We start from the raw sequence: 12289 nt of genomic DNA on the forward strand, positions 1-12289 counted from the left end.
ATAGTGAGTAATCATAAGACATTAGACTGGGGAGTATACTATGTTTTCAAATGATACCTTCGATTTAAAGTCGCTTGATGACATTTTCAATCGAATGTTAGATACAATCATGAGCTCAAAGGATGACATCTTTATTATAAGTGAACAAAGCCGAAGAAGCTTTGAAGATATGCAAAAAGAGCTGGAAATTGTTCGAAAACAAATATCAATTGTAATTGATGAAGGCGATGCTCTGGAAAAAAGTACGCAGCTTGCTAAGCAAAGACTTGTATTAGTAAGTAAAGCTTTTGATAATTATACCGAAGAACAAGTTAGAGAAGCATATGAAACTGCACATGATTTCCAGGTAAAGCTCTCCGTTATTAGAACGCAAGAAAAACAGCTACGCGATAAAAGAGATGATCTAGAGAGAAGATTAAGAGGATTACTCGATACGATTGAACGTGCTGATCATATTGTCAATCAGGTAAATGTCATTTTGAATTACTTAACTTCAGATTTAAAAAATGTTGGTTTAGCGCTTGAACAAGCAAAAATGAAGCAAGATTTTGGGATACGTATTATTGCAGCTCAAGAAGAAGAGCGTAAGCGTTTATCAAGAGAGATTCATGATGGACCTGCTCAAATGCTTGCAAATGTACTAATGCGCACTGATTTAATAGATAGAACGTATCGTGAAAAGGGTATTGAAAATGCATTGGCTGAAATTGCTGATTTAAAGAAAACGGTGCGAAATGCTTTATCTGAGGTGCGACGTATTATTTATGATCTACGACCAATGGCACTTGATGATTTGGGAATTGTTCCGACATTAAAGAAGTATTTATCGACAGTAACTGAATATAATCCAGGTGTTGAAGTTCATTTCCAATCGAGAAGTACAGAAAAACGTATACCTTCAAATTATGAGGTATCCATTTTCCGATTAGTGCAGGAATGCGTAACAAATGCCATGAAGCATGGAAAATGTAAAGACATTTGGGTAAAGCTTGAGTGGTTAAAAGAGGCTGTCAATATCGTTGTGAAAGATGATGGCATTGGCTTTGATCCACAAGTAGTGAAAGACCATTCCTTTGGGATTTTAGGAATGAAAGAACGTATCGAAATTTTAAATGGTACAATCACGATTACTAGTGAAATTAATCGAGGGACAACGGTTTTATTTAAAATACCGTTAGAAGTAGAGTGATGCAATGTTGCAGAAATTTAGGGGGTAAAGACAAATGACAAAGATTATAATTGTAGACGATCACCAGCTATTCCGCGAAGGAGTAAAACGCATTTTAGATTTTGAAGATACGTTTGATGTAGTAGCTGAAGGTGATGATGGTACTGACGTGGTTACGTTATATGCTGAAAACGAACCAGATGTTGTATTAATGGATATTAACATGCCAGGTAAAAATGGAGTAGAAGCAACGTCAGAGTTAATCAATGATTTTCCTGATGCGAAAGTGATTATGCTGTCGATCCATGATGATGAAACATATGTGACACATGCATTAAAATCAGGTGCTCTTGGCTATATGTTAAAAGAGATGGATGCTGATGAAATCGTTGAAGCGATCAAAGTCGTTGCTAATGGTGGATCTTATTTACATCCAAAAGTAACAAAAAACCTAGTAGCTGAGTTCAAACGCCTGTCTGAACACGAAAATAAAGGGAACTTCCACCAAACAGAAATTCGTCGTCCATTCCATTTATTAACTAAACGTGAATGTGAAGTATTACAGCTATTAACAGATGGTCAATCAAACCGTACAATTGGTGAGACATTGTTTATCTCTGAAAAAACGGTTAAAAACCACGTTTCAAGTATTCTACAAAAAATGAATGTTAATGACCGTACACAAGCTGTTGTAACAGCCATTAAAAATGGTTGGGTGGAAGTACGATAAGTGCTAAAACTGTTTTTAAAGGCTACTTTCTATTGAAGTAGTTTTTAAAACAGTTTTTTATTGTTTTTTGGTAATTATTTATAAAGGTTTACGAAATCATGAAGAGGCTATTCACAATTTTGTAACATTGCTAAACGGGACTGTTTATACGTATAAACATGAAAACTAACAGAACGTGCAACATTTTACAAGCAAATGCGTCATAAGAAAGATGTAGCACCTAAATGTTGAAAAAGCACAACAAAATTCCTACTACAGCATTTATATGCTACAATATGCGCGGGAGGTTTTTTGATGTTAAAGAAAAGTTTTCTAGCAGTGTTAATCTTATTCGTATTAACTTTAACTGCATGTGGTAATAAAGAAGAGAAGATGAGTGACGAGGATCGAGAAAAAGTAATAGAAGATGGTACAGTAGGCTTTGAGATGATGGGTGGTAACGTGGAAAAAGCTGAAAATGTGCCAGCAGCAGATGAAAAGGCAATTTTAGCATCTTTCGATGAGTATATTGCTGCATTAAATGCTGAAGAAATCGAGCGTTATATGAAGACAATCTCGAAAAATCCAAAGGGTTTTAAATACGATGAAGAAAAAACATATGCAACAGAAGTATTCGATCAATTTGATATTAAGCGTGATGTAGAAAACGTAACGATTGCTAAATATGAACCAGAAGAGGCTCAGGTGTTTGCCAACATGAAAATGCACTCTCTTCAGATTGAGACAAATGTTGAACACGAAAGTGCAGGACGTCAAGTAACAGTCTTTGTGAAGGAAGACGATGATTGGAAGGTTACAAGTGTCTTTTATATTGGTGATGACTCACAGTCTAGTACAGGCAACTAACAGGAGCTATCTTCATTCAATATAAGAATTGAGTGAAGATACGCCTACTATACATAGATAATGAATGCGAAATGAATAACGAAAACGTGAATCTCACGTTCGTCATTCATTTTACATTCATTTCTTTTTGTTTTCATTCCGTATCCTGTGCGACAACGAACGAACAAACAACAACAATTGCACCAAGAAGAAATAGATTGTAAACTAAGAATCATAGGAGAGTGGACATGGATGAGGACGGCAATCGTAACAGATAGTACTGCATATCTTTCAGCTGAGGAACGTGCACGCTTAAACATTCACATGATACCTTTAAGTGTTAATATCTCAGGTGAACTATTTGCAGAAGAAGTAGACATCACAGCATCTGAGTTTTACGATAAGGTGCGTGGAGCAAAAGAATTCCCAAAAACAACACAGCCTCCAATCGGAGAATTTGTTGCTCTCTTTGACGAGCTAGCGAAGGATTATGACGAGGTTATTTCGATCCATTTATCAAGTGGTATTAGTGGAACATATCAAGGGGCAGTACAGGCAGGTGAAATGGTAGAAGGCATAAAAGTGCATGCCTTTGACAGTGAAATTTCCTGTGCGGTTCAGGGCTTTTATGTTTTAAAAGCTGCTGAAATGGCGAAAGAGGGCCATTCAGCGCAAGACATACTGGCGGCATTAGCGGACATGCAGCAGTATATCCGTGCTTACTTCATTGTAGACGACTTAGCTCATTTACAACGTGGTGGGCGTTTGTCTTCTGCGGCAGCCTTGATCGGCGGCTTATTACAAGTAAAGCCTGTTCTACATTTTGTAGACAAGGTGATTGTGCCTTTTGAAAAAATCCGAACACGTAAAAAAGCATTAAAACGTGCTGAGGAATTGCTAGCAGAGGATGCAAGAAAGTATGAAGCTGTGGACGCTGTTGTCATACACGGCAATTGCCAAGCAGAGGCACAAGAATGGCTAGAGCAATTAGCAGAAGCGTACCCGAACGTAAGTTTTAAATTAAGCTATTTCGGCCCTGTCATTGGCACACATTTAGGTGAAGGATCGATGGGCTTAGGCTGGACAAAAAAATAAAATTTCTATGAGAAGGTCTCTACAGCAAAGTAGAGGCTTTTTTCTATGGAGGGAGAGAAATTATGAAATATAAAGGTTGGCTGTTACCACCAGCATTACGTGATTTCCATGAAGGTCGCATTTGGTTAAAAAATCATTCTCCATATTCATCAGCACATATTGATAAGGCAATCGAGCGAAAATATTTTAATTTAATAGAAGGAATTCAAATGAAGCCAGTTATTCGTTGCAATCGCTGCCACAATACAAACCCGCAATTATTCACTCTATTTGATTGCTCAAAATGCCAGCAACAATGTTTATATTGTCGGCACTGTATCAAAATGGGGAGGGTGAGCAGCTGTACGAATTTGATGGTTTGGATTGGCCCTAAAGCCATTAAGACGTACAAGCATTTATTCAAATGGGCAGGGCAATTCACGGAACTCCAACAACAGGCTGCAAATGAAACTTTAGCAAGTGTGGAAGCAAAGCGTTCGCATTTAATTCATGCAGTGTGTGGTGCTGGAAAAACCGAGCTGCTTTTTCCAACGGTTTATGATGCGCTAAAGCGAGGGCTACGTGTTTGTATTGCAACACCACGCACAGATGTAGTGTTGGAATTGACGCCACGCTTCCAGCAAGTATTCCCTGAAACTATTATTCATGCATTATACGGTGGTGTCTTACAACAACATGGCTATGCCCAGCTGGTTATAGCAACGACCCATCAGCTTTACCGATTTGACAAGGCTTTTGATGTTATCATTGTCGATGAAGCAGATGCTTTTCCTTATACATTTGATGAAACCCTACAAAGAGCAGTAGGAAAGGCTAAAAAAGAACATGCTCCTATTGTATTTGTTACAGCAACCCCATCACCATCATTACTACATGCCTTTCAGCAAGAAAGCTACTCCTTTATTCCAAAACGCTATCACAATCATCCATTGCCAGTTCCTCAAGTGCGTGCTTTATGGGGCTATGATAAAAGCTTCCAGCGAGGTACAATCCCCAAAAGGTTAAAAAAATGGACAGAGGAACGTCTTAGCCAAAAGCAGCCATTTTTAATCTTCTTTCCAACAATCGCCTTAATGAATAGAGCAGAACCCCTTTTTCAGTTGCTAGATGAAAAGATAGTAGCTGTGCATGCAGCAGATTCGGAGCGAAAGGAAAAGGTGCTGAAGCTAAGAAATAAAGAAGTTCCAGGCTTATTAACTACAACTATATTAGAAAGAGGCATTACAATTAGCAATGTACAGGTGGCAGTAATCGGAGCAGAGTCATTGATTTTTACTGCCAGCGCTCTTATTCAAATTGCGGGTCGTGTTGGGCGGGATAGACAATTTCCTGCTGGTGAGGTCTTGTTCTTTCATCACGGCATCACAATAGAGATGGATGAGGCATGTGCAAAAATTGCTTTATATAATAGAAAAGGATTTCCCCAATGAATAAAATAGAATCGCATTGCTTAATTTGCTCGCAGCCGTTGACATCAACCATATCCTGGAAAATTCTGTTAACAAAGCAGTTTTCACCGACTATATGTGATAGGTGTGCTGCTCGCTTTGAACATTCACAGTCAGCTACAGCACTCTATCAGTATAATGACGCGATGAAAGATTACTTACATCAGTTTAAATTTCTTCAGGATGTAGCTCTTGCAAAAGTATTTCGACAGGAGCTTTATGCTCGATTTAGAAAAGAGAAAGCGATGATTCTACCAATTCCCATGCATCCCCTCAAGCAACAGGAGCGTACCTTCTCACACACAGAGGAACTATTAAAGGCAGCTTTTATTCCGTACATTCAGCTATTAGAAAAGACAACAACAGAGACACAAAGCTCCAAAAATAGAGAGCAGCGCATACATGTAGCACCTCTTTTTCGTGTAAAGGTAGGCTCACAAGTAGAGCATAAAGATTACCTTCTTTTTGACGATATTAAAACTACAGGAACAACCATTCAGCATGCCGCAGATGTGCTAATGCAGGCGGGTGCTAAAAATGTCCAATACTTCACATTAATTGAAGGATGAATTTTCCAACGTATTATGTATAATAGATGATGGGTATAGCATTCGTAGATAAGATTTCTTGAAAGAGGAGGAAAAGCAGATGGCTGAGGTTCGTAATTGTCCAAAATGTAATGAATTTTTTAATTATACAGGGGTCCGAGAAGTATGTCATAAGTGTGCACAATCAGAGGAAGAGCTTTATCAAATCGTTTATCGCTTCCTTCGTAAACGTGAGAACCGTGCAGCAACAGTTGAGCGTATCGTAGAAGCAACTGGAGCAGAAGAGGAGCTATTGTATAAATGGGTTCGTAAAGGCCGCTTGCAGCCAGCCATGTTCCCTAACCTTGGTTATCCATGTGATAACTGTGGTCACCTGACAACCATAGGTAAGCTTTGTACAAAATGTCAAGATGAATTAAAGGCTGACTTACGTACATTTGAAGCAGCTAAGGAATTCCGCGACAGTGTAGAGCAACGCGATCGTGTAACCTATCACGCAGAGCGAAAACGCTAATAACGGGAAGTGTGTTAATTTTAAACAAAATTAGCACACTTTTTTATATGTGAAAACTTAACATTATGTGAGACAATCCGAAATAATAGGAAGATAAGATTTTTAGATGGGGGGGTTTCAAAATGAAAATTACATCTTATGGAATTAATGCAGTAAACGCCTATAAAAACCAAGTACGTAACGTTAAATCAGATACAAACAAAGCATCTTTTGCTGATAAAATTGAGATTTCGAAAGCTGCTCAAGATATGAAAAGCGTATCAACATACAGTACAGAGCGAGCTGACCGCGTACAACAGCTGAAAAAAGACATTGATTCTGGTGAATACAAAGTAGATGCTCGCAAAGTAGCAGAGGATATGCTGAAATATTATCGTTTCTAGGGAACAGCAGAAAGGGTGTATAGCGATATGTCTGTAGAAGCGATTAATTCTACATTAACGATGCTAGAAAGAATGCATAAAAGTTTACTTGAACTAGCCTTGAAAAAAACAGAAATCATTAAAGCTGGTGATATCGAAGCTCTAGACCAATTGCTCAAGGATGAGCAGGCACACATAGCGGCCATCGATAAGCTCGAGCAACAGCGTCAGAAACAGGTAACGGACTACCTCGAAGCAAAGGGACTTGCTTCATCTGACAAAACGACTGTCGCAGATGTCATCGAGGCTGCTGACCAACAAGCTGACAAAGCAACCTTATCAGTAGTTCGCGATCGTTTACTGCAAATTATCACTGACCTACGAAAACAAAATGACTTAAATCAAAAACTTGTTTTCCAATCACTACAAATCGTCAACCTAACATTAGATGCTGTAAGACCTCGCACAGAGCAAATGAACTACTCTAGCAACGAGGTTCATGGCACAAATAACATAGCTAAAAAATCATATTTCGATTCACAAGCCTAAAAGGAGGAAGAAAAATGCGCTCAACATTTATGGGCCTAGAAGCAAGTAAACGCGGCCTCTTCGTACAACAAACAGCTTTATACACAACAGGACATAATATTTCCAATGCCAACACATTAGGTTACTCACGCCAACGAGTAAACATGCAGGCGACACCAGGTTTTCCAACAGCCGGCTTAAACCAACCAACTTATCCAGGACATCTTGGTACTGGGGTTGAAGCAAGTTCGATCCAACGTATTCGCAGTGAATTTATTGACCGTCAATATCGTCAAGAGACAAATAAGTTAGGTTATTGGGAATCTAGAACAAATGCCATTTCTCAAATGGAAGATGTTATGAATGAACCTTCGGAATTCGGTTTAGATAAAGCTTTCGAACAGTTTTGGAAGGGACTTGAAGATGTGGGGACGAAGCCTGCAGATGGTGCTTCACGTAAAGTAGCCATTAGCCGTGCGGAGCACTTAGCTGATTCTTTAAATTACCTTGATAAACAGTTAAAAATGATTCAGGGTAATCTTGGAAATGAACTTAATGTTTCGACAACTCAAATTAATACTATCCTTAAACAAATTGCTGCCGTTAATAAGCAAATTCAAGAGGTTGAACCTAGTGGGCATGTACCAAATGATTTATATGATGTGCGTGATACTCTAGTTGATAAACTAAATGAGTATATTCCAGTATCGATTGAACGTATTCCTTCTGGTGGTTTAGCATCAGAGGTTGCAGAAGGAAGCTTAAAAATTACTTTTAAAGGTAATGACGGTGTTATCAGAGATTTAGTAAACGGTAAAGATTTCGCTCAATTTACAGCGATGGGTACAAACGGCACGAAGGTGACTGGCGATGAAATTACAAATTCTTTCTCTGAACTACAATTAACAGGATTGGAATCTTTAGATGCGCATGAAGCGGGTGCTGTCACTAGTGCACAAACGGCAATTAAACAGCAAGACTTTGAAGCATCAAAAGGAAAATTACTTTCACTAATTAATTCGTATGGTTATCATAGTGCGGGTGGCGATATTAAAGGATACTACACAGAAACTTTACAAAAATTAGATCAATTAGCCAATGCATTTATTAAAGAATTCAATGCGCAACATGCAAAAGGTTATACCCTTGAAGAAAAAGATGCGAATGGAAACATCATAAATCCTTCGAAACCAGGCGGCGTCTTCTTTGAAGGAACTGGTGCTGGTGGAATCAAGGTTAATGAAGATATCTTAAAAAATCCTAACCTTTTAGCAGCATCTTCTGACCCAACAGAAGAAGGAAATGGTAAGAATGCTTACGAACTTGCCAATATGCAACATAAATTATATGCAGATATAGATAATGCAAGCTTACAATCATTCTATCAAGCGATTGTTGGAAAAGTTGGTGTAGATGGTGAAGAGGCATTACGTATAGCTGCGACTTCTGAATCCCAACTTCTGATGGTATCTAATAGTCGCGATGCTGTAAGTGCGGTTTCTTTAGATGAAGAAATGACAAATATGATTACTTTCCAACAAGCGTATAATGCAAATGCACGTATGATTACGGTTGTCGATGAAACATTGGATAAAATTATTAACGGTATGGGCCGAGTTGGTTTATAACAATAGAATCAAGTAAATAATGACCAATTTATCAACCTACAAGAAGGAGGCTTTTTACAAAATGCGTGTAACACAATCAATGCTATCAAATAACATGCTACGAAATTTAAATAACAGCTATGGTAAAATGTCTAAGCTACAGGACCAAATAAATTCAGGTTCAAAAATTACTCGTCCATCCGATGATCCAGTTATTGCAGTAAAGGGTATGGGCTATCGTCGAGATTTAGCTAAGGTAGAGCAATACACTCGTAACACGATTACGGCAAGTAGCTGGTTGGATTCGACAGATGAATCTCTTAACCAGGTTGGTGAGCAAATGAAGCGAGTTCGTGAACTTGTTATTCAAGCTGCCACTGATTCAAATACATCAGAGGATCGTGACAAAATAAAAAAAGAAATTGACCAAATTCGCCAACAATTACAGGATGTAGGAAATACGAATATTGGTGGCAGTTACATATTTAGTGGAACTAGAACTAACGAGCCTTTATTTATTGGTGGAGTCATAAATCCGAATACTAATCAAGAAGGTGTAAAAATAGAAATTTATGATGGTATCCAGCTTTCTGTAAATACCCCAGGGAAAGATTTATTTAATAATATAGATGATATGATGGGGAAAATTTCGGATTTATTAGGCGACCCAACAAAAACAGGTGAAGAAATTGCTAGCATGCTTGGCGGGGTATCCTCAGCTACTACAAATGATGATATTACAGCCATGCATAATAAAGTTTTAGAAGCACAGGCAGATATCGGTGCACGGCAAAACCGTGTAGAAATGATGGAAAATCGACTAGGTATACGTGAGGTTAACGTCACAAAACAACTCAGGGATAATGAGTCTGTCGACTATGCAAAGGCCATTACTGAAATGGTTACACATGAATCTATTCATCAGGCTGCACTTTCAGTAGGTTCTAAAATCATTCAACAAACATTAGTGGATTTTATCCGTTAATATAATTTAGGCGTTTGGACACTTTGTTCAAACGCTTTTCTTGAAAGGAGAGCTAGTATTGTGAGGCTACCACAAATACAAATTCGTACAATCGATGCCAAAATTGATCTTCATATTGGTAAACCTCAGCAGCATATTGAACAGCCAAAGGCGACACAGCGTATTGAACAACCAGCCGCTATTTTAGATATAAATACAACGAGAAGTGTTTTGAAAATTGACTCCTCACAGGCAAGAAGAGACATAGGAATGATTGGTCCTTTAGAATCAAGTGCAAATTACGCAGAAAAAGGAAAACAAGAGGCAATAAAAGGAATGGCACGCAGAGCACAAGAGGGACGTCAAATGATGGAGAACGCTGGAAAAGATCAAGGACGGGCAATAGTTCAAAATATAGCTAAACAAAACCACGGTCCACACCGTGTACAATTTAATGTCAAATTTGTACCATCCGTAGGATCAGTCAAAATTAATTACACACCAGGTACAACGGATGTCAATATTCAACGAAGAGAACCAGTAATTGACGCTAAAGTGAACAAACCTATACACGAATACACACCAGGAAAAGTAACTGGTACAATGATACAAAGACCAGATGTTGACATCGATGTCATCATTTAAAGGAGAGTTTATAAATGAAAATTGCTACTAAATTTTTAGGAGAAGTAGAAATTGGTGAACAAGATATCCTTACATTTGAGCATGGTTTACTAGGATTAGAAGAGGAGAAAAAATTTGTTTTGTTACCGATTGATGCAGACCTTCCACTTGCATTATTACAATCTGTTCAGAATAAAGAAATTGGTTTTGTCGTAGCCTACCCTTTTGCATTCAAACAAGATTATAGCTTTGATATTAGCGAAGAAGATCGTGAGCAATTACAAATTGAAAAGCAAGAAGATGTTCTTCCATATGCTATTGTAACATTAAAAGAAGCATTTCAAGACTCTACGATTAACTTGCTGGCACCTGTTATTTTAAATATAGAAAAAAAACGCGGTAAGCAAATCGTTCTTCAAGACAATAAAGCCTTTCCATTACGTTATCCAATGCTACCATTGGAAGGAAGTGCGAAATAATGCTAGTTCTTTCACGAAAAAAAGATGAGTCAATTATGATAGGTGATCAAGTTGAAATAAAAATATTGGCAGTTGAGGGTGACCAAATCAAACTGGGGATTGTTGCACCGAAAACGGTGAAAGTACATCGATCAGAAGTTTTTGAAGCAATCCAAGCGGAAAATAAAGAAGCCCTTTCTGTAACATCAAACTTTTTAGAGCAATTGAAGAAAAAATAATAAGAGATATATGTTTATTTTGAAATAATTACATAAAAAATAAAAAAACTTTCTAAAAAACTATTAAACATTTCCAACTAATTACGATATATAGTTTGTAAGGGGCAGGAAGTACATACATACTACCTAATCCGAAATTCCACACGGATGTGGAATAACACACTAAAAATTCAAGGAGGAATTCCAAATGAGAATTCAACACAACATTTCAGCTTTAAACACACACCGTAACCTTACTTTCAACAACACTCAAGCTTCTAAAAACCTTGAGAAACTATCTTCAGGTTACAAAGTAAACCGTGCGGGCGATGACGCTGCTGGTTTAGCAATCTCTGAAAAAATGCGCGGACAAATCCGTGGTCTTGATATGGCTACTAAAAACGCTCAAGACTCAATCTCTTTAATCCAAACTGCTGAGGGTGCTCTTAACGAAACTCACGCAATCCTACAACGTATGCGTGAATTAGCAGTACAATCTGCAAACGATACAAACGTAACTGCAGACCGTGGAGCGCTTGACAAAGAAGTTACAGCATTAAAATCAGAAATCGACCGTATCGCTAAAAACACAGAGTTCAATACTCAAAAATTATTAGATGGTACATTCTCTGGTAAAAAATTCCATATCGGTGCTAATGATGGCCAATCTATTACATTAAAAATCGGAACAATGGGTACAGCTGGTTTAAAAATTACTGGTAAAATTGATTCTCAAACAGCTGCTGACAAAGCAATTAAAAACTTCAACGAAGCTTTAGAATTAGTTTCTTCTCAACGTTCTGATTTAGGTGCTGTTCAAAACCGTTTAGAGCACACAATCAACAACTTAGGTGCTACATCTGAAAACTTAACAGCTGCTGAATCACGTATCCGTGATACAGACATGGCTAAAGAAATGATGGGCTTCACTAAGAACAACATATTAATGCAAGCTGCTCAATCTATGTTAGCTCAAGCTAACCAACAACCACAAGGTGTACTTCAATTATTACAATAATTGATTAACTTTTAGCCTAAAATATTAAAAGCTTGAACGAAATTTCGTTCAAGCTTTTTTTAATAAAAAATTTAAAAATCCTTTTTTATACCGATATAATCAAAGAAGTAAGACACTTTTCTGTAAAACAAATATGATTTAATAACCCTTTTTTAAAAGAGAGCCTCACCAAGGTTAACCAA

The 12289-nt window shown here is 37.7% G+C and carries 15 protein-coding genes; all 15 read left to right on the forward strand.

Annotation, left to right across the window (positions count from 1 at the left end; all coding sequences use genetic code 11):
- Window positions 1–40: 40 nt before the first annotated feature.
- The 15 genes from MHI04_RS03090 (at window position 41) to MHI04_RS03160 (ending at window position 12107) form a co-directional block, all read left to right on the forward strand.
- Window positions 41–1189, forward strand: coding sequence for a sensor histidine kinase (locus tag MHI04_RS03090; RefSeq protein WP_036121108.1), 1149 nt, complete (start codon window positions 41–43; stop codon window positions 1187–1189).
- Window positions 1190–1223: 34 nt separating this feature from the next.
- On the forward strand, window positions 1224–1898 hold the full coding sequence (locus MHI04_RS03095; RefSeq protein ID WP_036121104.1) for a response regulator transcription factor: 675 nt from the start codon (window positions 1224–1226) through the stop codon (window positions 1896–1898).
- A 294-nt stretch (window positions 1899–2192) separates the two neighbouring features.
- On the forward strand, window positions 2193–2744 hold the full coding sequence (locus MHI04_RS03100) for a DUF3225 domain-containing protein (RefSeq protein ID WP_036121101.1): 552 nt from the start codon (window positions 2193–2195) through the stop codon (window positions 2742–2744).
- Window positions 2745–2975: 231 nt separating this feature from the next.
- Entirely contained in the window at window positions 2976–3818 is an 843-nt protein-coding gene (locus tag MHI04_RS03105; protein WP_036121098.1) for a DegV family protein, read from the forward strand.
- A gap of 62 nt (window positions 3819–3880) precedes the next feature.
- On the forward strand, window positions 3881–5248 hold the full coding sequence (locus tag MHI04_RS03110) for a DEAD/DEAH box helicase (protein WP_342535337.1): 1368 nt from the start codon (window positions 3881–3883) through the stop codon (window positions 5246–5248).
- Window positions 5245–5835: a ComF family protein gene (locus tag MHI04_RS03115; protein WP_271912390.1), complete on the forward strand. Its 591-nt coding sequence runs from the start codon at window positions 5245–5247 to the stop codon at window positions 5833–5835. The genes MHI04_RS03110 and MHI04_RS03115 overlap by 4 nt, the downstream gene beginning before the upstream one ends.
- Before the next feature lie 79 nt (window positions 5836–5914).
- Window positions 5915–6328, forward strand: coding sequence for a TIGR03826 family flagellar region protein (locus MHI04_RS03120; protein ID WP_271912391.1), 414 nt, complete (start codon window positions 5915–5917; stop codon window positions 6326–6328).
- A 122-nt stretch (window positions 6329–6450) separates the two neighbouring features.
- The gene (flgM, locus tag MHI04_RS03125) at window positions 6451–6711 is read left to right on the forward strand and encodes a flagellar biosynthesis anti-sigma factor FlgM (RefSeq protein ID WP_036121087.1); all 261 of its coding nucleotides are present in this window, start codon (window positions 6451–6453) and stop codon (window positions 6709–6711) included.
- A 27-nt stretch (window positions 6712–6738) separates the two neighbouring features.
- Complete coding sequence (locus MHI04_RS03130; protein WP_058843853.1) at window positions 6739–7239, forward strand: flagellar protein FlgN; 501 nt, start codon at window positions 6739–6741, stop codon at window positions 7237–7239.
- 14 nt (window positions 7240–7253) lie between these two features.
- The gene (gene flgK / locus MHI04_RS03135; RefSeq protein ID WP_342535338.1) at window positions 7254–8846 is read left to right on the forward strand and encodes a flagellar hook-associated protein FlgK; all 1593 of its coding nucleotides are present in this window, start codon (window positions 7254–7256) and stop codon (window positions 8844–8846) included.
- A gap of 61 nt (window positions 8847–8907) precedes the next feature.
- Window positions 8908–9810 carry a flagellar hook-associated protein FlgL gene (gene flgL, locus MHI04_RS03140; protein WP_089934776.1) on the forward strand — a complete coding sequence of 301 codons (903 nt, stop codon included), beginning with the start codon at window positions 8908–8910 and terminating at the stop codon, window positions 9808–9810.
- Between the two features lie 60 nt (window positions 9811–9870).
- Entirely contained in the window at window positions 9871–10434 is a 564-nt protein-coding gene (locus tag MHI04_RS03145) for a DUF6470 family protein (RefSeq protein WP_036121075.1), read from the forward strand.
- A 14-nt stretch (window positions 10435–10448) separates the two neighbouring features.
- Entirely contained in the window at window positions 10449–10892 is a 444-nt protein-coding gene (fliW, locus tag MHI04_RS03150; protein ID WP_271912394.1) for a flagellar assembly protein FliW, read from the forward strand.
- On the forward strand, window positions 10892–11110 hold the full coding sequence (csrA, locus tag MHI04_RS03155; RefSeq protein ID WP_089934782.1) for a carbon storage regulator CsrA: 219 nt from the start codon (window positions 10892–10894) through the stop codon (window positions 11108–11110). The genes fliW and csrA overlap by 1 nt, the downstream gene beginning before the upstream one ends.
- A 187-nt stretch (window positions 11111–11297) precedes the next feature.
- Complete coding sequence (locus MHI04_RS03160; protein ID WP_342504113.1) at window positions 11298–12107, forward strand: flagellin; 810 nt, start codon at window positions 11298–11300, stop codon at window positions 12105–12107.
- Window positions 12108–12289 lie beyond the last annotated feature (182 nt).

The organism is Lysinibacillus sp. FSL K6-1151, assembly GCF_038630755.1.
Classification (GTDB): domain Bacteria; phylum Bacillota; class Bacilli; order Bacillales_A; family Planococcaceae; genus Lysinibacillus; species Lysinibacillus fusiformis_D.